The organism is Sneathiella sp., from assembly GCF_036844445.1.
Classification (GTDB): Bacteria; Pseudomonadota; Alphaproteobacteria; order Sneathiellales; family Sneathiellaceae; genus Sneathiella.
Genome location: NZ_DAIUFV010000005.1, coordinates 102,563 through 121,988 on the forward strand (window position 1 = coordinate 102,563; position 19,426 = coordinate 121,988).

Annotated in this window: 19 protein-coding genes; 10 read left to right on the forward strand and 9 right to left on the reverse strand. The window is 61.1% G+C overall.

Translation table 11 applies throughout. The features are described from left to right. Nucleotides 1-2: 2 nt before the first annotated feature. Together V7Z56_RS11315 and V7Z56_RS11320 are read left to right on the forward strand one after the other, a co-directional pair. Nucleotides 3-524 carry a GNAT family N-acetyltransferase gene (locus tag V7Z56_RS11315; protein WP_334129564.1) on the forward strand — a complete coding sequence of 174 codons (522 nt, stop codon included), beginning with the start codon at nt 3-5 and terminating at the stop codon, nt 522-524. A gap of 48 nt (nt 525-572) precedes the next feature. Then, on the forward strand, nt 573-1,289 hold the full coding sequence (locus tag V7Z56_RS11320; RefSeq protein WP_334129565.1) for a transglycosylase SLT domain-containing protein: 717 nt from the start codon (nt 573-575) through the stop codon (nt 1,287-1,289). On the opposite strand, the gene V7Z56_RS11325 is transcribed toward V7Z56_RS11320, so the two are convergent. Continuing rightward, nucleotides 1,281-2,351, reverse strand: a complete 1,071-nt coding sequence (locus tag V7Z56_RS11325; RefSeq protein ID WP_334129566.1) for a bifunctional transcriptional activator/DNA repair enzyme AdaA — start codon at nt 2,349-2,351, stop codon at nt 1,281-1,283. The two genes, V7Z56_RS11320 and V7Z56_RS11325, sit on opposite strands and share 9 nt — an antisense overlap. A gap of 92 nt (nt 2,352-2,443) precedes the next feature. Then, complete coding sequence (locus V7Z56_RS11330; RefSeq protein WP_334129567.1) at nt 2,444-2,707, reverse strand: hypothetical protein; 264 nt, start codon at nt 2,705-2,707, stop codon at nt 2,444-2,446. Nucleotides 2,708-2,829: 122 nt separating this feature from the next. Between V7Z56_RS11330 and V7Z56_RS11335 the strand changes: the two genes are divergently transcribed. Then, complete coding sequence (locus V7Z56_RS11335) at nt 2,830-3,690, forward strand: hypothetical protein (protein WP_334129568.1); 861 nt, start codon at nt 2,830-2,832, stop codon at nt 3,688-3,690. 1 nt (nt 3,691) lies between these two features. Here V7Z56_RS11335 and V7Z56_RS11340 read toward each other — a convergent pair whose 3' ends face one another. The 4 genes from V7Z56_RS11340 to V7Z56_RS11355 are packed head-to-tail and all read right to left on the reverse strand — an operon-like array spanning nt 3,692 to nt 6,410. Continuing rightward, nucleotides 3,692-4,906: a CCA tRNA nucleotidyltransferase gene (locus V7Z56_RS11340; RefSeq protein ID WP_334129569.1), complete on the reverse strand. Its 1,215-nt coding sequence runs from the start codon at nt 4,904-4,906 to the stop codon at nt 3,692-3,694. A gap of 7 nt (nt 4,907-4,913) precedes the next feature. After that, entirely contained in the window at nt 4,914-5,195 is a 282-nt protein-coding gene (locus tag V7Z56_RS11345) for a DUF6111 family protein (RefSeq protein WP_334129570.1), read from the reverse strand. After that, a complete protein-coding gene (locus V7Z56_RS11350) occupies nt 5,192-5,809 on the reverse strand; it encodes a CoA pyrophosphatase (RefSeq protein ID WP_334129571.1) in 618 nt (205 codons plus the stop codon). The genes V7Z56_RS11345 and V7Z56_RS11350 overlap by 4 nt, the downstream gene beginning before the upstream one ends. A gap of 16 nt (nt 5,810-5,825) precedes the next feature. Continuing rightward, nucleotides 5,826-6,410 (reverse strand): DUF1285 domain-containing protein, encoded by a 585-nt coding sequence (locus V7Z56_RS11355; protein WP_443023802.1) that lies wholly within the window; start codon nt 6,408-6,410, stop codon nt 5,826-5,828. 110 nt (nt 6,411-6,520) lie between these two features. On the opposite strand from V7Z56_RS11355, the gene V7Z56_RS11360 reads away from it, so the two are divergent. From V7Z56_RS11360 to V7Z56_RS11375, 4 genes are read left to right on the forward strand one after another with little or no spacing between them, the layout of a single operon-like run. Continuing rightward, nucleotides 6,521-7,522, forward strand: a complete 1,002-nt coding sequence (locus V7Z56_RS11360; RefSeq protein WP_334129573.1) for an AAA family ATPase — start codon at nt 6,521-6,523, stop codon at nt 7,520-7,522. Between the two features lie 3 nt (nt 7,523-7,525). Further along, the gene (locus V7Z56_RS11365) at nt 7,526-8,425 is read left to right on the forward strand and encodes a DUF58 domain-containing protein (protein ID WP_334129574.1); all 900 of its coding nucleotides are present in this window, start codon (nt 7,526-7,528) and stop codon (nt 8,423-8,425) included. Nucleotides 8,426-8,428: 3 nt separating this feature from the next. Further along, complete coding sequence (locus V7Z56_RS11370) at nt 8,429-11,194, forward strand: DUF4159 domain-containing protein (RefSeq protein ID WP_334129575.1); 2,766 nt, start codon at nt 8,429-8,431, stop codon at nt 11,192-11,194. Further along, nucleotides 11,191-13,281: a hypothetical protein gene (locus V7Z56_RS11375; RefSeq protein WP_334129576.1), complete on the forward strand. Its 2,091-nt coding sequence runs from the start codon at nt 11,191-11,193 to the stop codon at nt 13,279-13,281. Before V7Z56_RS11370 ends, V7Z56_RS11375 begins: the two co-directional genes overlap by 4 nt. Here the strand turns inward: V7Z56_RS11375 and V7Z56_RS11380 are convergent. Beyond that, on the reverse strand, nt 13,249-13,833 hold the full coding sequence (locus V7Z56_RS11380) for a GNAT family N-acetyltransferase (protein WP_334129577.1): 585 nt from the start codon (nt 13,831-13,833) through the stop codon (nt 13,249-13,251). The genes V7Z56_RS11375 and V7Z56_RS11380 overlap by 33 nt on opposite strands. Before the next feature lie 296 nt (nt 13,834-14,129). Between V7Z56_RS11380 and V7Z56_RS11385 the strand changes: the two genes are divergently transcribed. Next, nucleotides 14,130-14,744, forward strand: coding sequence for a flavin reductase family protein (locus tag V7Z56_RS11385; protein ID WP_334129578.1), 615 nt, complete (start codon nt 14,130-14,132; stop codon nt 14,742-14,744). Between the two features lie 16 nt (nt 14,745-14,760). On the opposite strand, the gene V7Z56_RS11390 is transcribed toward V7Z56_RS11385, so the two are convergent. Then, entirely contained in the window at nt 14,761-15,447 is a 687-nt protein-coding gene (locus V7Z56_RS11390) for a DUF1194 domain-containing protein (protein WP_334129579.1), read from the reverse strand. 63 nt (nt 15,448-15,510) lie between these two features. Between V7Z56_RS11390 and V7Z56_RS11395 the strand changes: the two genes are divergently transcribed. Further along, entirely contained in the window at nt 15,511-17,631 is a 2,121-nt protein-coding gene (locus V7Z56_RS11395; protein WP_443023797.1) for an AsmA family protein, read from the forward strand. Between the two features lie 44 nt (nt 17,632-17,675). Here the strand turns inward: V7Z56_RS11395 and V7Z56_RS11400 are convergent, their stop codons facing one another. Beyond that, nucleotides 17,676-18,074: a rhodanese-like domain-containing protein gene (locus tag V7Z56_RS11400; protein ID WP_334129581.1), complete on the reverse strand. Its 399-nt coding sequence runs from the start codon at nt 18,072-18,074 to the stop codon at nt 17,676-17,678. A gap of 122 nt (nt 18,075-18,196) precedes the next feature. Between V7Z56_RS11400 and V7Z56_RS11405 the strand changes: the two genes are divergently transcribed. Continuing rightward, complete coding sequence (locus V7Z56_RS11405) at nt 18,197-19,402, forward strand: acyl-CoA dehydrogenase family protein (RefSeq protein WP_334129583.1); 1,206 nt, start codon at nt 18,197-18,199, stop codon at nt 19,400-19,402. The last annotated feature ends 24 nt before the right edge of the window (nt 19,403-19,426 follow it).

Genomic DNA, 19,426 nt, shown 5'->3' on the forward strand with positions numbered 1-19,426 from the left:
ATATGACGACAGATACCCCGCTTCTTATCCGGCCATCGACCTCGCAGGACATGGCTTTCATTACGGCAATATACGCGGAAAACGTGCTGAACGGTCTCGGGACGTTCGAGATCGAGCCGCCGGATGAAGTGGAAATGACGGCCCGGCGCAACGCTATCCTGCAGCACGGCCTGCCCTATCTCGTTGCGGACCGGGGCGGCGATGTTGTGGGCTTCGCCTACGCCAATCTCTACCGCCCCCGCGCCGCCTATCGCCATACCGTGGAGGATTCGGTCTATATACGCGATGGCCAGCGCGGAACAGGGATCGGCAAGGCGCTTCTCTCGGAAGTGATCAATCTCTCCCGCGCGGCCGGCAGGCAGCAGATGGTGGCCGTGATCGGCGATAGCGGCAACCGCGGCTCGATCAATCTGCACAAGTCCCTCGGCTTTCGACTTGTCGGCATTCTCGAAGCGGTCGGCTACAAGCATGATCGCTGGGTAGATACCGTCATCATGCAAAAAAGCCTGAAAGTCAGCGACTGATCCGAAAACTGGCGCAGTTATTGCTTCTCCTTAAATCAGGAGGACAAAATGCGTATCTTGATCGGACTGGCAACCTTAACCCTTTGTATCCTTGGCATCGCGCCGCTCGCTGTCGGCAGCGTCATCGCGAAGGCCCCGGAATTTGCCGATACCTGCGCCGAAGCGGTGAGCGCGGCGGAGCGGCAATACCGTCTTCCAAAGCGGCTTCTGACTGCCGTCTCGCTTACCGAGAGCGGACATTGGCACAAGGAGAGGCAGGAAATGATTGCCTGGCCGTGGACGGTTTATGCCGAGGGGCGCGGGCGGTATCTGCCGAGCAAGGCCGCCGCGATCGAAGAAGTGACAGCTTTGCGTGCGAAGGGCGTTCGCAACATCGACGTCGGCTGCATGCAGATCAACCTCCACTATCATCCCGATGCGTTCGAGGATCTCGAAACGGCATTTGATCCGGAGAGCAACACCCGCTATGCGGCCGAACTGCTCAGCAGCCTGCAGGCCGAAAGCCGCTCATGGAACGTCGCGATCGCGCATTACCACTCCCGGACCAAGAAATATAACGTCCCCTACCGGCAGAAAGTGCTATCGATCTGGGAGAAGGAGCGCCGCAAGGACGCGAGCGCGCGGATGGCCAACGCCCGCAAGGCGCACCAGCTGAAACGCGAGGAACTTGCCGAGCGCATCCGCGAGGCGAGCGAGCGGAGATTCAGCAAGGAAAACCAGGCGCGCCTCAATCGCAGCGGAAACGGAAGCGGACAGTCATCCTGACTTCGCGGCCGATGCCTCCCACTGGCGCAGGCTCTCCTTCCGCTCCAGCCCCCAGCGGTAGCCGTGCAGCTTGCCATCGGTGCCGATAACCCGGTGGCATGGCACCAGCAATGAGACAGGGTTGGTCGCGCAGGCCCGCCCGACCGCCCGCGCGGCGTTGGGCGCGCCAATCTCCGCAGCGAGATCGCGGTAGGTTTTCGTCTCTCCGGGCGCGATATCAAGTAGCGCCTGCCAGACACGGCGCTGGAACGCGGTGCCATACATGTCGAGGGGAATATCCGGCACCGTCACTGTCTTCTGCTCAAGGAAATGGACGATCTTTGCCGCCCAGTCGGCGAGCCGCCCGATATCGGCGGCAATCTCCGCCTTCGGAAACTCTTCCTCCAGCTCCCGTAGCAGCGCGCGATCATCCGGGCCGAAGTACACCGCACAGACGCCGTGGCGCGTCCCGGCGATCAGCATCCGGCCAAGAAAGCAGTCAACGATGGCATAGGCAATCTCCGCTCCCGCCCCACCCTTTGCGTAGGATGCGGGCGTCATGCCCAGCCGGGCGCGCGCTTTTTCATAAAGGCGGGAGGAGGATCCAAAGCCGGCGCCATAAGCCGCCTCCGATACCGTTTCGCCCGCGCGGATATTCTCCTTGAACCGCGCGACGCGGCGATTGTCATAATATTCGAGCGGCGAGAGCCCGAGAATTTTTCGAAAGCTTCGCGCAAGATGGTCTTCGCTATAGCCCGTCTCCGCTGCCATCTGCTGCAGGGTGAGCTTGCCGGCATCCGGCCCCTGCAGATGCTGTTCGATCATGCGGCAGACCTGCCGGGTAAGCGAGAGCGCCGGGTCGGCGATTTTGACGAGATCCGGGCGGCAGCGGCGACAGGCGCGAAACCCGGCCGCCTCCGCAAGCTCGGGAAGCTCGAAAAGACGGATGTTCTCCATCTTCGGATTGCGCGCCGGGCAGGACGGGCGGCAGTAAATCCCGGTCGTCCTGACCCCGTACACAAAGCGGCCGTCGGCGCTTCTGTCGCGGGTCATAATGGCGGTAATTATGGCGTCTTGTGTCATTGCTTCGATCCTGTCTGTAGCTTCAGGACACAGTCTAGAAGCCCGGCCGGGGCGCGCCTATCCGTTTTCCGACGTGAATACGGATCTTACCCTCAGATCGTCGTCTCTTCCAGTTTGGGTTCGTTCTTTTCCTTCGGCGCCGGGTTCTTGCGCTTGATGATGATATCGCCGTTTTCATTCATCACCGGCGCTTCATACTGCGGAAGCGATGAAATAAACGCGCCGAGCGCCTCCATCAGGCGGCTGATCCCTTCGAGCGCCATATCGCCGGGCGGAGATTCCTTGTCTTCGGCAAACGCCGGCTGGGCGAGACTGAGGAACAAAAGCGCCGCGGATGCCGTCATGATACGCTTCATCGCATTTTCCTCCTGCGCAGAGTGAAGCAGACATTGCCCTATGTAGTCATTCATCGGCCTTTGTCATCGCCTGAGTATACCATAAAGTCGCTGCAGGGACGGAGCGCTTTGAAAGGACAACGGTGTTTGCACTTATCATCATGGTGGACTGGTCGGCTGCGGCAAGCCCGGGGCCTTCCCGCCCGAGAGCCGATCGCTGCTGGATCGCCTGGGCGGCGGGCGATGCGGTCTCAGAGCCGGAATATTTCCGCACCCGGGCGGACTGCATGGCGCGGATCATTGCGCTGCTGCGCCGGCATGACGGGCCCGCCTGCGTCGGCTTTGACTTCCCCTTCGGGTATCCCGCGGGTAGCGGCCTCGGCGGCGGGCGAGACGCGGCCCGCCGTATCGCGCGGCATCTGACCTCTGACGATGCGGATCAAAACAATCGCTTCGCGGTCGCCGCGCGCCTCAATGCGGAGCTGTCAGGCGGTCCGGGGCCCTTTTGGGGCTGTCCCGCCGCTGCCACGTCGGCGCATCTCTCGATGACGAAACCGGCCTTTCCCGTTGCCGGCATTTCCGAATGGCGGATCGCTGAGCGGTTTTTGAAAGAAACGCACCGCCGCCATTCCATCTCCAGCGTCTGGAAGCTCTACACCACCGGATCCGTCGGCAGTCAGGCGCTCACCGGCCTTCGCGAACTCGCCCTGCTTGCGGCGACGGACGACCTTGCGCCGCGAATTCGCTTCTGGCCCTTCGAGACCGCTTGGGAGAAAGCGCTGGACGGCATCATCCTCACCGAAATCTGGCCATCACTCTACGATCACACAGCTTATGACCATCCGATCCGTGACGCTCGGCAGGTGCTTGCCGCGCGCGACTCGCTCCTTGCCGAAATGGCGGCGGGGAGAGCGCCGCAGGCATTCGCCGCGCCGTCCTGGCTCGATGCAACTGCGGAGGCGCTCTGCCGCACGGAAGAGGGGTGGATCCTCGGCGTCCGTTAGATCAGGCATCAAGAGAATCTAACAATTCCGCGCGGGTCAGGCGAAAGTCGGAAGCGATCCAGCGCGCTTCGAGCCCATGAAGGAGAGCGCCAAGTTCCGCGCCGGGCGCCATTCCGCGCGCCAGCAGATCATGGCCGGAGACGGGGAATTCCGGCCGCACCCAGCATGCCGCGGCGTCAAGATACGAAGCAGCATCGAACGCCGCCCCGTCAACTGATGCAAGCAGCAGCGTCTGATCGATGAAGCCTTGCGCGCCGATCTGGTAGAGGAGCGCGCGGCGCGCCTTCTCGCTCATCCCTTCGCGCAGTTCGCCGCCGCACATGAGCGCGAGGCGCTCCTTCTGATGATTGGAAAAGCGAAGCCGCGCGGCAACGCGGAGCACCGCTTCCCTGTCGCCCCCGAGAAGCGCAGCGAAACGGAGCAGCGCATCGCTTTCCGGATACCGGGCGATCAGACGCGACGCCCGTTCGATATCGCACGTCTCTTCCGTCACCGCGGCAAGAACACCGGTCTCCGCCATCAGGTGAAGCGCCGGCACCGGGTCGGGCGTTGCCAGCAGAAGAAGCATTTCTTTCTGCACCCGCTCCGCCGAGAGGGCGCCAAGCTCGCCCGCCGATTTCCGGCACGCGTCAAGCGCATGCGCATCCGCCTCCCCCCGCCCGAAGCGCGCATGGAAGCGGAAATAACGCAACACCCGAAGTCGATCCTCACGGATGCGGTCATCGGCGCTGCCGATAAAGCGGACGCAGCCGAGGGCGAGATCGGCAAGCCCGCCGACGGGATCAATGAGCTCGCCTTTGGGATCGAGATAGAGAGCGTTGAAGGTGAAATCCCGCCGCGCGGCATCGAGTTCCCAGTCATGGGTGAAAGCAACCTCGGCATGGCGGCCAAAGGTCACGAGATCACGCCGCAGGGAGGTAATCTCGAACGCGCGATCATCGCAGACGGCGGTCACCGTCCCGTGATCGAGCCCCGTCGGAACGGCCTTGATCCCGGCGCGCTCCAGCCCCTGGATAACCGCGCCGGGAAGGAGATCGGTAGCAATGTCGATATCGCCGCTTGCAATGCCGAGCAGCGCATCGCGGACGCAGCCGCCAACAAACCGGGCATGCCCGCCCTCCGCTTCGAGCGCCGCCAGCACCGCCTCGGTCTCCGGCCAATGCCGCCAGGGCGGCGGCTCGGTGGAAAGATCGACAAGGCCGATGCCCAGGGTCATGGCAGTATCACTCTTGTTCTTCAGCCGGCAGGATCTGCGAGTCGATAAGGCGGCCATCTTCGAAGCGGGGCGGCACATAAACGGTTCCCTCGCGCGGGGATCCGCTGACCAGCCCAAGCGTGATCAGGCTCACGGCCATCAGCAGAAGGCCGATCATTGTCGTGACCGCAAGCGACACTTTGCCCCATTTCTTGTCTCCGCCTGCGCGCGCATTGAAATAGAGGTAAACAGCGTAAACGACGAACGGAAGCAGCAACGGGATCAGATGGAAAAGAATGCTCCGGATCATTTGGCAGAAACCCTCTCCGACAAATCCTTGATCATACCGGCAGTTGCCCCCCAGATATAATAATCACGAAAGGGAATGGCATACCAGAAGCGCTCAACGCCATTGTGAAAGCCGCTGTGCTTCTTGCGATTTGCGGCGTCGAGCAGAAATTCGAGCGGAACCTCGAAGATCTCTGAAACCTCACCCTCTTCGGCGCGCAGATCAAACGGCGGCCGGACCAGCCCGACGACCGGCGTCACGCAGTAGCGCGTAACGGTAATATATTGCGTGAGCCCGCCAATCACCTCGACGCGCGCGGGGTCGAGCGAAATCTCCTCTTCGGATTCGCGAAGCGCGGTCGCAACAGCATCCCGGTCTTCCGGATCCGCCCGGCCGCCCGGAAAACTGATCTGCCCGGCATGGCGGGAAAGATGCGTCGCCCGGCGGGTGAGGATAACGCTCATCCCTCCCTCCCGCATCACGATCGGCACCAGAACGGCCGCCGGCGTGAAGCCCTTGCTTCTGTCCGGTGCGGTCTCGGGATTGAGATCGTGATCGCCGCGCACCTTGTCCCCCGGCGGCGGCGTTTCGGAATGACCGGCCGGGACAGGATCAAGCGCACGGCGGATCCGCATTATCAAATCTTTTTGTTCACTTACCAAAAATGTCATCGACCAAACCAAGCTCAAAAAACTGGCCGCTGCTCCAGAACCCGAAGCGGGCCTCCCTATCAATATTTTCTTCTTCCGCCAGGTTTACAAGGTCGTAAAAGACCGGTCGGTTAATCAGCGCGTCAAGATTAGCCCGCACCCGCACATAAGGCGAGGGCTCCTTTGTTTCGGGGTCGATCTCCAGGCGGAACGGATGCGCCTCGTCGACAATCACGAAATCGTCAACATTTGTGCGAAAGCTGATCACGCGCTCCCGCCCTTTGCCTTCAACGAACATTTCGACCGCAATGAAGGGCACATCTTCCACCGTGATCCCGATCTTTTCGACCGGCGTCACGAGATAGTATCTACCATCGTCGTCATAGCGCAGAACGCCGGAAAACAGCCGCACAAGTGGCTTTCTGCCAATGGGCGAGCCGAGATAATACCAGGTTCCATCGCGCGCAATGCGGATGTCGAGATCGCCGCAGAAATCAGGGTTCCACAAATGAACGGGCGGATGTTTCTGCCCTTCTATCTGTTTGAGGATGGCGTTGAGGCCATCTTGCGTTTTCTCGTTTGTCATAATTTTGGCCTGAATTCGTGTTTTTTTGATACTATATTCAGGATAACCTCCGCTGGCTACCGGCACGCCAGTCGAGATTACTCAAATTTCACCGAGGATGACAGACTCACATGAAAACAACGGGTGATAGCGATCAGCGAATCCTCGAACGGGTCACTGACCTGTCGGGACGACTCTCCAGCCTGAAAGCCGGGATTGGTGACTTCATCTTCGGTCAGGATGAAGTTATTGAATTAACGCTGATTACCCTGCTGGCAAGAGGCCATGCGCTATTGATCGGGGTGCCGGGGCTTGCCAAGACCCGGCTGGTCGAGACCCTCGGCGGGGTGCTCGGCCTCGATGACAAGCGGGTGCAGTTCACGCCCGACCTGATGCCCGCCGATATCCTGGGATCGGAAATTCTGGAAACGGCCGAGGATGGCAGCCGCTATTTCAAATTCCTGCGCGGGCCTATTTTCGCGCAGATCCTGATGGCGGACGAGATCAACCGCGCCAGCCCGCGCACACAGTCCGCGCTGCTGCAGGCGATGCAGGAGGAGATGGTCACCGTTGCCGGCCAGACATATCCGCTACCGACGCCCTTCCATGTGCTCGCGACGCAGAACCCGATCGAGCAGGAAGGCACCTATCCCCTTCCCGAAGCCCAACTCGACCGCTTCCTGATGCAGATCAATGTCGGATATCCGGACCGCGAGACTGAGCGCCGCATCCTGCTGGAGACAACCGGCAATGAGCGACCCCGCCCGCGGCAGATCCTGTCACCGGAAGAACTTATCGCCGCGCAGCATCTGGTACGCGAAATTCCGGTCAGCGACACGGTGATAGATGCCATTCTCCGTCTGGTGCGTGAAGGACGTCCGGGCGAGAGCAGTAACGAACTTGTCAATCGCTACGTCTCATGGGGTCCGGGACCGCGCGCGAGCCAGGCGCTGATCCTCGCGGTTCGGGCCCGCGCCCTGCTCGACAGGCGCCTCAGCCCGTCGGTCGATGATGCGATTGCGCTCGCCAAGCCCGTGCTGCAGCATCGTATGGCCCTCTCCTATGCGGCCCGCGCAGAAAATATCACGATGGATCAGATCATCGAGTCACTCGTCGCTCCGTTACTGGAGTAGGATATGTTCGGACTGCGCCGGGAAGCTCTCCAGAAACAAGATCAACGGTCGGATGCGGAACGGCTTGTCCAGGCCCTTCCGCCGCTGATTCTGGCGGCCGAGCATCTTGTCAACGCCTTCGATATGGGCGTGCACGGCCGCCGCCGCGCCGGCACGGGCGAGGATTTCTGGCAGTTCAAGCAATATGGCCCCGATGATCCGGCAAGTAGCATCGACTGGCGCCAGAGCGCCAAGCGCGAACATGTCTATATCCGCCAGAAGGAACAGGAGACCGCCGAAACCGTCTGGATATGGCGCGACCAGTCCCCGACGCTCGATTATCGCTCGGACGCGGCCGGGCAAAGCAAGATGGAGCGCGCGTCGCTCCTCGCCCTTGCCCTCGCGCTGTCCCTCTCGAGGAGCGGCGAAAAATTCGGCCTGCTCGGACAGGCGGAGAAGGCCTCGACCGGCCCTTCAAGCTTCAACCGGTTCACGCAGCGCCTGATGCAGGCCGAGACGCCATCGCTTGCATCGCTCGCCAGGTCGGAGGGGCTGTCGAACCGCTCAACCATCGTGCTGATAAGCGACTTTCTCATCGCGCCCGAAGAAATCTCAAGCATCGTCCGCTCATTCGTCGCCCTCGGCTGCCACGGCTTCCTCCTGCACATCGCCGATCCGGCAGAGGTGGAGCTTCCCTTTCAGGGGCGCACGCGGTTTCTTTCGCTTGCCGATGATGGGAGCCTCACCCTCGGCCGCGTTGAGGCGGCGCGCGAGGAATATCAGTCGCTCTTTAACGCCCATCGGCGAGAGATTGCGACGCTGGCGGAACGGATGTCGTGGGATTATGCCTTTCATCGCACCGACAGCCCGGCGAGCGAGGCCTTTGCGCGTCTCTACAGCGCGCTCAATATCCGCAGGAGCTGAGACATGACGGCGCTCGCTTCCCTCACCTTTCTCTATCCGTGGGTGCTGGCGGCCCTGCTGACGCTACCGCTTATCTGGTGGCTGCTCCGTATCGTTCCGCCGCAGCCAAAATCTGTCCGCTTTCCGGCAATGCTCTTCCTCTATCGCCTGAAAAAGGACGAGCAGTCGTCGGCCACGACGCCGTGGTGGCTGCTGCTGCTTCGCCTGGCGATCGCCGCGCTTGTCATTATCGCGCTCGCCGGCCCGACCCTCAATTATGCCGAGCAGACGCGCGGTGAGGGCGAGGTCATTATCCTGATTGATGACGGCTGGACATCGGCGCAGTCATGGGACGAGTTGCAGGCGACGTTCGACAAGCTGGCGGAAGAGAACATGCGCGACGGGCGGCAGATGTATGTGGTTGCCGCCTCCGCCGTGCAGGGCGAGGCGACGCCGGCCCTGCAGCCGCTCACCGATCGGCAGGCATTCGGCATCGCGTCGGCGCTCGAGCCGAAGTCCTGGACCACCTCCTATAGCGACCTGCCCGCCCTGCTGCCCCGGCTCGAAGCCTTTTCAAACCCGGAGTTTATCTGGCTCTCAGGCGGCATTCTCCCCGATGACGGCGCGCCGGCGCTGCGGGAGTTTCTCGGCGCCCTTGCCTCGATCGGTCCCCTCACGATCTATCACGCGGGTGAGCCGGCAATCTCACCCATCATCAAAACCCCAACATTCGCGGGGGAACAGCTTACCGTCCCGCTTGTGCTGCCGACGGGCGCCGAGGCCATAAGCGGCACCCTGACCGCCCGCGCCGGATCGGGGCAGATCCTTGCCGCGACGCCTTTTGCATTTGACGCCGCCAAGACGGAGGCCGACGTCGCCTTCAACATCCCCAACCAGATCCGCAACGATATCCGCCGGCTCGAAATCAGCGACGCCGGGAATGCGGGCGCGGTCTTCCTGCTCGACCAGCGCTGGCAGCGGCGACAGGTCGGGCTGGTCAGCAGCGAGGCAACGCAAATCGAGCAGCCGCTGCTTGAGGAGGTTCATTATCTGACGCAGGCGCTGGCGCCATTTTTTGATATCACGCGTGGCCCGCTTGACGAACTCCTGCAAGCCGGGCAGTCGCTGATCGTGCTTGGCGATACGGCAACGCTGGCGGACAGCGCAACGCTCGCCCTCTCCGACTGGGTCAGGAAAGGCGGCGTGCTGATCCGTTTTGCGGGCCCAAAGCTCGCCCATGCGAGCGGGGAGCTGGTTCCCGTTGAACTCCGCTCCGGCAATCGCGATCTGCAGGGCGCGATGTCGTGGGACCAGCCGATGTCGCTCGGCCCGATCCCGCCGTCAAGTCCGTTCGCCGGCCTCACCATCCCGAAGGAAGTGACCGTCACCCGGCAGGTTCTCGCCAACCCCTCCCCCGATCTGATGGGCAAGACCTGGGCGCAGCTTGAAGATGGCACGCCGCTTGTCACGGCCGCCGCGACGGGCGCCGGCTGGATCGTGCTTTTTCATACGACGGCAACGCCCGACTGGTCGAACCTCGCGTTGTCGGGCCTGTTCGTTGAAATGCTCCGCGAAATCGGCAATTTCGGCCAGTATGTCGGCGGCAGTCTGGCGGAGCAGCGGCGGCTGCCCCCCTATCAGCTCATGACCGGCTTCGGCCGTCTGGGCGCGGAGATATCGCTCGCCGAGCCGCTGAATACCGCGGAAATCGCGACGCTCCCGCTTGATCGCTTTCATCCCGCCGGCTATTACGGCGATGAAAACTTCAATATCGCACTCAACATCGGCGCCTCCGATGCCAGCTACTCGCGCTTCGACCCCGCCGGCTGGCCCGGCACGCTGCGGACATTTGATGTTTCGGCCCTCGTCGATCTGATGCCGCCGCTGCTGCTGGCGGCGCTTGCGCTCGTGCTGATCGACCAGCTGATATCGCTCTATCTACAGGGCCGTCTTCCCACCTTCAGGCGGGCGGCGGCGGCCTCTGCTATTCTGCTCGCGGTCGGCCTCGTCTCGCTGGGGCATCCGGAGGTCACGGCCGCCCAGACGCGTACGCTTGAGAGCGACGAGCGGATACTCGCGGCGACGCTCGATACCCGCCTCGGCTACATACTGACGAAGGATTTCGAGATCGACACGATGAGCCATAACGGCCTTGTCGGGCTCAGCCGGCAACTTCGCAACCGCACCGCGGTTGAGGCGGAAGAGCCGCTTCCCGTCGATATCGAGCGCGATGAACTGATTTTCTATCCGTTCCTTTACTGGCCCGTGACGCCCGATTTTCCGGCACTGTCCGAGCAGGCGATCCGCAAGCTGAACGACTATCTGCGCGGCGGCGGCACCGTCCTTTTCGATACGCGCAACCAGAATACCACCAGCCTCTATGGCGATCTTTACAACAGCCCCGAAAATATCCGCCTGCGCGAGCTGACGGCGCGGCTCGATACCCCGCGCATCCATCAGGTGCCGGCCGATCACGTCCTCACCCGCGCCTTCTACCTGATGCAGACATTTCCCGGGCGCTATGACGGCGGCGATCTCTGGGTCGAGGATACGAGCGAAAATCAGGGCAACGACGGCGTCGCCTCCATCGTGATCGGCAGCAATGACTGGGCCGCCGCCTGGGCGGTCGATGCGGACGGGCGCTATCAGGCGGCAACCCTCCCCGGCAACGAACGCCAGCGCGAACTTGCCTATCGGTTCGGCATCAACCTTGTCATGTACACCCTGACCGGCAACTACAAAGCGGATCAGGTGCATGTCCCGGCGATACTCGAAAGACTTGGGCAATGAGAGAGGAAAGCTTCTTCTCGACCCTCACCTTCGATCCGTATCTGCCGGCCGGCTGGCTGCTGGCGCTCGCCCTCCTCTGCGCGCTTGTTGTTGTCTTTTCGCTGTGGCGGCGGGGGCGGGGCAGCCTGCTCCGCGGCGTCCTGATGGCGCTGCTGCTCCTGATGATCGCGAACCCCGTCCTGCTGACAGAGAAGCGCAAGTTTCTCGACGATATTGCGCTCATCATCCTTGATGAAACCGCAAGCCAGAAAATCGGCGGGCGGGCCGAGACCGCGCGCACGGCCTTCACCCAGCTACGCGACCGCCTGGAAGCGCTCGATCGCCTGCAGGTGGAGAGCGTCACGCTTCGCAACCAGACCACATCGCTGATCGGCGAGGAGGACGGCAGCAATGCCTTCGCCCGCCGCGACGAGGCGTTTCGCAATATCTCGCCCGACCGCGTCGCTGCGACCTTCTTCATCACCGACGGGCAGATCCATGATGTCCCCGCAAGCGGAGATATCCGGACCGGCGAAGGACCGCTCCATTTCCTGCTGACGGGGGAGCCCGATGAGAAGGATCGCGTACTGCGGGTCGTCACTGCGCCCTCCTTCGGGATCGTCGATCAGCCGGTCCAGATCGTCGTGAAAGTTGAGGATTTCGGCGTTTCGGAGGTCGCGGAGGGAACACGCGTCTCCATCAGCCTGAACGGCGAGCCGATCGGCGCAACGCTTGCCCGTCCGGGACAGGAGATCCCCGTCGATATCACCCTCCGTCACGGCGGCGCCAATTTTGTCGAGATATCAACCGAGCCGCTGCCGGGCGAGCTGACCGAGAAAAACAACACCGCCTATGTCACCATCAACGGCATCCGCGACCAGCTCAAGGTGCTGCTGGTCTCGGGCGAGCCGCATATGGGCGAGCGCGGCTGGCGGAATATCCTGAAATCGGACCCGTCGGTGCAGCTTGTGCATTTCACCATCCTCCGCCCGCCAGAGAAGCAGGACGGCACGCCGATCAATGAGCTGTCGCTGATCCCCTTTCCGATCCGCGATCTCTTCGAGAAAAAGCTGAACGAGTTCGATCTCATTATCTTCGATCGCTATCGGCGGCGCGGCGTGCTGCCAACCAGCTATCTCACCAATATTGTCAATTATGTGAAGGGCGGCGGCGCCCTTCTGGAAGCGGCGGGGCCGGCCTATGCGACCTCGCTCAGCCTCTATCAGACGCCGCTTGCCGATGTGCTGCCGGGGCGGCCGACGGGGACGGTTTTCACGCAAGGCTATGTCCCGGAAATCAGCGAGATCGGCTGGCGGCATCCGGTCACCGGTCTCCTGCGCGCCAATATGAAAGAGGATGAAACTTGGGGCCGCTGGTTTCGCATGATCGGAACGGAAGCCGATGGCGGCGAGATCCTGATGACCGGCCCGGAGCAGCAGCCACTGCTGATCCTCGAGCGTCAGGGTGACGGGCGCATCGCGCAGCTGCTTTCGGATCACGCCTGGCTTTGGGGGCGCGGTTTTGAAGGCGGCGGCCCGCAATCGGAACTGCTGCGCCGGATCGCCCACTGGCTGATGAAGGAGCCGGAGCTGGAGGAGGAACAGCTTAAAGGCACCGTCTCCGGCAGCCAGCTTGTCATTTCCCGCCGCTCGCTCACAACGGGGGTGGAGACGGTCCGCGTCACGGATCCGGACGGCAATGTGACGGACGTCCGCTTGAGTGAGGCAAATAAAGGCGTGCAGCGCGGCGTCATGGAACTTGGCGCAAGCGGCCTGCACACGCTCGATGATGGCACCCGGACGTCGCTCGTCGCGGTCGGCGCGCTTAACCCGAAAGAGCTGCATGACATCCGCGCGAGCGAGGAGAACGTCCGGCCGGCGGCCCGCGCGACCGATGGCGGCGTCCGCTGGATCAACCGCGACGGCCTGCCGGATCTTCGCCGCACCAAGCCCGACAACCGGCAGTCGAGCGCCTACTGGTTCGGCCTTCGCGCCAATGAGAATTACGAGGTCACCGGCTATAACCGTCAGGCCATGCTGCCGCCGCTGCTTGCCCTCGCCCTCCTGCTGCTCGTGCTATGTGCGACCTGGTGGCGGGAAGGACGATAGCGTCGCGATGAGCCTCGATGTCTCGGCCGCGCGGGCGACGCGCCCCGGCGCCTCTTTTGGGGCTTTCGCGCCGGCGACCATGCCGCTTACTGTCTGAAGCGCGCCCGGCACGCATTCCCTGACGAGAAAGCGCCGCGCCTCGACCGGGCCGGGGAGCGTGAAGCCGAGTTCGGCGGCATTCCTGAAACCGAACTGGACGTAATATTCCGGATCTCCCACCAGCACGATGAGACGGTGCCCCAGCTCTTCCGCGATCCGGATGCTCTCGCGGATCAGCCGCACGCCGATGCCCTTGCCCTGCAACTCGGGCTCGACCGCGATCGGCCCGAGCAGAATGGCCGGGGTTTGACCGCCGATGGTGATCGGCCAGTAGCGAATGGTCGCCACGAGCTGATCGCCGGCAAGCGTCACAAAGCTCAGTTCCGGGATGGGCTGGATGTTACGGCGCACTTCATACGCCGTTTTCTGAAACCGGTCGGGCCCGAAGCATTTATCGAGCAGCGGTTCAATAAACCGGTCATCGCCGGGCCGTTCGTGAAAAATCTGATACATGACGGGTTCCATTCAACATACAGAAAAACAGACATGCTTCTTGCCGAAGCCCTGTCCCGTCATGAAATCAGCTAGACCAAAACAAAGGCGAGTTAAGAAGCGGCGCACACAGAAGCGGCAGCTTGTCGTCGTCGGAGATTTTTGGTCATGGTTCTGGTCATAAGGCGCAGATAGCACAACATTACCGGCAGGGAAAGCGAATAAATCTTTCTTGCCCGGCAAATTGACTGCGCATAACGTGGATGACATGCTTCCGACCTCCTTTGCCTTGAAAATTACCTATCGGAGAAACTGGTATGTTTTATAAAGCGTCCGAACATCACGGCCTGAAACACAACCCGTTCAAGGCATTGGTCGCCCCCCGCCCGATCGGCTGGGTCAGCAGCCAGGCGAAAGACGGCACCATCAACCTTGCGCCGTTCAGCTTCTTCAACGCCATGGCGGATGCCCCGCCGATGGTCGTGCTTGGCATCAACGGCAGCCACCGCGAGGGCGGTCCCAAAGATTCGCTCGCAAATATCGAGGCGACGAAGGAATTTGTCTGCAACATGGTGACCTATGAGCTGCACCAGCAGATGAATTTGAGCGCCGCGATGCTGCCACGCGACGTCGATGAGTTCGACTATGCGGGCCTCACGAAGCAGCCCTCGGAGCTGGTCAAGCCGCCGCGCGTAAAAGAAAGTCTCGCGCATCTCGAATGCATCCATTTCGACACCATCGTGCTGCCCTCGACGCACCCCGAGGTCGTTAATTCGATGGTCATCGGCGAGGTGATTGGCATCCATATCAATGATTCGATCATCAAGGACGGGCGGGTCAATATGGAGAAATTCCGCCCCCTCGCCCGGCTCGGCTATATGGATTACTGCTACGTCGAGAGTGTTTTCGAGATGTTCCGTCCGAAAGTCTGAAAACACTCCCACAACGCTACACGCCTTGCCAGAGCCCGCGGATTTCGCGGGCCAGCTTCTCGGTGATGGCGCGGGCGAAATCCTCATAACTCTCGGCCGGCTCGACGAAGGAACCTATCCCCCCGACCACCTTTTCGCGGTAATAGACATCGAGCGCGGGCTCATCGGTCAGGATTGGCAGACCGTTAATGACCACGCCCGCCGCAACGATCCTGTCGCGCACCGCTTCCGGCGAGGGACCGATGGAGACAACGCCGTCCCCCGAAATGTCAATGACCTGCCGGCTCGACTGGTTGGGGTCGCGGGCAAACAGCGAGTAAGCATGTTCGAGCGCCCCGGCAATGGCGGTTCCGCCAAAGGGGAAGCTGCGCGGCGCCGCGTCGAGCAGGGAGGCGAAATTCTCCGCATCCGCCTCATTGGCGATTATCTGCCAGCCGATAATCGTCTGCTGTTCCTCGAACCCCGCCCAGTGGGTCGCGGCGACGCTGATGCGGCCGTTTTGCCCGGCCTCGATGGCCTCAATCACCATGGCATCGCGAAAGGCGGCCGCATAGCCGCGCATCTGCAGATTATACTCATCATAATTGACGCTTGAGGAAACGTCGATCGCGAGCACGAGCTGCATATCGATCTCTTCGGCCGCCGCGTGACCATCCGGCAGCAGATAAAGAACCATGACCAATGCGGATATCAGAAATTTCATCTGCTTTCTTCGCGCGCCCCGTTTTCATTCCTTTGCACTCTTATGATACTTCACGGCAAAAGTATGACCCTCGCCGGAAACACCCATGACCCCCGGCGGCAATTGTGGCATGATCAAAAAAATGCCGTAATATATCGGGAGACTAAGAGTATGAAAAAAGCAATCATCGCATTAATCGTTATTCTTGTCCTTCTCGTCGGAGCCGTTGTCGCGCTTCCGTTCCTTATTCCAACCGACCGCATCAAACAGGAACTGATTGCCGCAACGCGGGATGCGACGGGGCGGGAACTCACGATTGAAGGCGACTTCAGCCTGTCGATTTTCCCGACCCTCGGGGTGAAGGCGGAGACCGTCACCTTCTCGAATGCGGAGGGCGCCGCAACGCCTCATATGGCGACGCTGGACAGCCTTGCGATCAAGCTTGCCCTGCTGCCGCTGATCACCGGGAAAGTGCAGATCGACGAATTCGTGCTCAACAAGCCGATCATCAATCTCGAAGTTGACGAGGCGGGTAAGGGCAACTGGGTTTTTGAGGGCGCCGACGCCGCTGAAAAGCCGACCGAGAGCACGGCTGAAACCGCCGACGGCTCCGGCCTCGGGATTTCCGACCTCAATCTTGGCGACGTGCGGATCGTCGATGGCATCGTGAACTTTGTCGACGCGAAGGCCGGCACGACTATCAACCTTTCCGACATCGATGTCGTCCTCACCCTGCAGGGGCTGGACCAGCCCTTCACGGCGGACGGCAGTGCGATCTGGAACAATGAAACGGTCGAGGTCGACGTCAATGTGGCGACGCTCCGCGCACTTCTCGATAACACGGAGACGGGCGCAACGGTCAGCCTCGAATCGACCCATCTCAATGCCAAGTTTGAAGGCGCGGTCCAGAGCACGCAGCCACTCCGGCTTGGCGGAACGACAAGCGTCGATATCCCGTCTGTTCGCGAGCTTGCCGCCTGGACCGGCACCCCGCTTGAAGTGGAAGGCACCGGCTTTGGCCCCCTCTCCATCAGCGGGACACTCGGTGTCGATGATACGAAATACAGTTTCTCCAACGCGCAGATTTCTTTTGACGCCATCAAGGGCGTCGGCGATTTCAGCGTCGATCTCGGCAGCAAGGTGCCCGACATCAACGGCAAGCTGGCGCTTGAGGCCCTCGATCTCAACCCCTACCTGCCGCCTGAGCAGAGCGAGGCTGCAGGCAGTGGCGGCACAGCATCCGATAAACCCGCTTCCGCAGAGAAATGGGATACGACGCCCATTGACCTTGAAGTTCTGAAAACGGTGAACGCGAAGTTCGATCTCTCGGTCCAACAGATTCTTGTTCGCGACATCAAGATCGGCGCAAGCGCCCTCGCGCTGAATTTGCGCGATGCCATACTGAATGTCGATCTCACGGAGATGAACCTCTATGACGGCACCGGGGTTGCGAGCATCGCAGTGAATGCGCAGCAGCCCGTTCTGCAGTTCACCAAATCCGTCACCATAGAGAATATCCAGTTGAAGCCGCTTCTTTCCGATGCGGCGGATTTCGACAAGCTCGAAGGCAAGGGATTGATCCAGGCGAATGTTGCGAGCAGCGGCAAGTCGCAGGCCGAACTTGTGGGCGCGCTGGATGGCGAGGGCCAGATCCTGTTCCAGGACGGCTCCATTTCAGGCATCAATCTCGCCGCGATGGCCCGCAATCTGACGAGCGCCTTCACCGAAAGCGGGACATTGCAGAAAACCGATTTCGCGGAACTTTCCGGAACGTTCAATATTACGAACGGCATCGTTCAGAATAATGATCTGAAAATGCTGAACCCGTTTATCCGTCTCGCCGGCGCGGGTAAAGTTGATCTGCCCCAAAAGACCGTCGACTACCGGATTGAACCCGAACTCGTGGCGTCAACCGAAGGTCAGGGCGGGAGCGAGGCGGCCGGTATCGGCGTCCCCATTCTCGTCACGGGCCCGTGGGATAACCTCAGCTACGCACCCGATCTCGCCGGCGCCCTCAAGAATGTCGGCACCGAGGATGTCAAGAAAATCATCGACGATGCCAAGGGGGCCGGCGGCAATCTGAAAGATAGCCTCAAAGACAGCCTGAAAGGCGGTAAAAGCGAAGGGGGCAGCGAAGGCTCGGGCGATACGAAGAAAAACCTGCTGGATGCAGCCGGCGGCCTTCTTGGCGGGAAGAAGAACTGACCGGCCACACGCAGCTGGATTACTGAACTGAAGGCGCGGGAAGGTCAGCTTTCCCGCGCTTTGCGTTCCTCGACAGGCGCGCCGGATTTCTTCCAGGCGCCGAAACCGCCGTCGATATGGCAGACATTCTCAAGCCCCATATCCTGCACCGCTTTGGTGGCGAGTGCCGAACGCCAGCCTGCCGCACAGAAAAAGACGAAGCGGTTGCCGGTCGCGAACGCTTCCTTGTGATAGGGGCTGTCGGGATCGACCCAGAACTCCAGCATACCGCGCGGCGCATGGAGCGCGCCCGGCACCTGTCCATCGCGTTCCAGCTCTCGCACGTCGCGAATATCAACGAACGTGACGCCTTCTTTTCCGTGAAGCGCCCGCGCTTCGTCAACGGAGAGTGTTTTAATCTGGCTGTTTGCTTCCTCGACGAGTTGCTTGATGCCTTTTTTCATTTCAATTCATCCTTCCGATCCGTTATCGTGTAGAGAAAATCGTGTTCTATTCGCCCGTTAAGCTGATATCCCAGCATATCACAACGGCGAGGGCGCACGTTGGATAAATCAGGGAGCGGAACATGAATCTTTCTTTCACGGAGCAGGACATCGCCTTTCGCGATGAAGTCCGGCAGTTTATTGCCGCAGAGCTCGACGACGATCTGAAAAAGAAAATGGCGGAAAACCGCAATAACTACCTGCCGAAAGCGGATCATGTGCGCTGGCAGGATGCGCTCGCGAAGAAAGGCTGGCTGACCCCTAACTGGCCGGTGGAATATGGCGGGCCGGGCTGGTCGACGACGCAAAAATATATTTTTGAGACCGAGATGGCCAAGGCTAATGCCCCGAGCATCATGCCGTTTGGCGTCAGCATGGTCGCGCCTGTTATCATGAAATTCGGAACGGACGAACAGAAGCAGCGCTTTCTCCCCGATATCCGCGAGAATAAAGTGTGGTGGTGTCAGGGGTATTCCGAGCCCGGCTCCGGCTCCGATCTCGCCAGCCTGCAAATGAAAGCCGAGGACAAGGGCGATCATTTCCTCTGCAACGGATCGAAGATCTGGACCACCCTTGCCCAATATGCGGACTGGATTTTCTGCCTCGTACGCACCTCGACGAGTGGCAAGCCGCAGGAGGGCATTTCGTTCCTGCTGATCGATATGAAATCCGACGGCATCAGCGTCGATCCGATCCCGACGCTCGATCTCCCCATCAAGGGTGCGCAGGAAGTCAACCAGGTCTTTTTCAATGACGTGAAGGTGCCGAAAGAGAATCTCATCGGCGAGATGAACAAGGGCTGGACCTGCGCCAAATACCTGCTGGAATTTGAACGCGGCAATGCCTATGCCGGACGCCTGAAGCGCGGCATCGAGAAAGTCCGCGCCATTGCCGCGAAGGAAGTGGATGGCAACGCGCCGGTGATCGAAAACGCGGCCTTCCGCGCCAAACTCGCCCGGCTTGAGATTGCCATTCAGGCGCTTGAAATGACCGAGCTTCGCATTCTCTCCAAGCTCACCTCCGGCCAGAATATGGGCCCCGAATCATCGCTGATGAAATGCCGCGGCACCGATCTCTATCAGGAAGTCGCGGCGCTCGCGCTCGAGGCGGTTGGAACCTACGCCATGCCGTTCATCCCGCTTTATCCCGGCCAGAATGAGGAGCCGATCGGCGGCGACTATGCAAGCGGCGTTGCCCCCCGCTATTTCAATGCCCGCAAGGTATCGATTTACGGTGGCTCCAACGAAATTCAGCGCAACATTATGGCGAAGCTGATACTCGGCCTCTAGGACGCGGCCCGCGGGAGAGAGAAG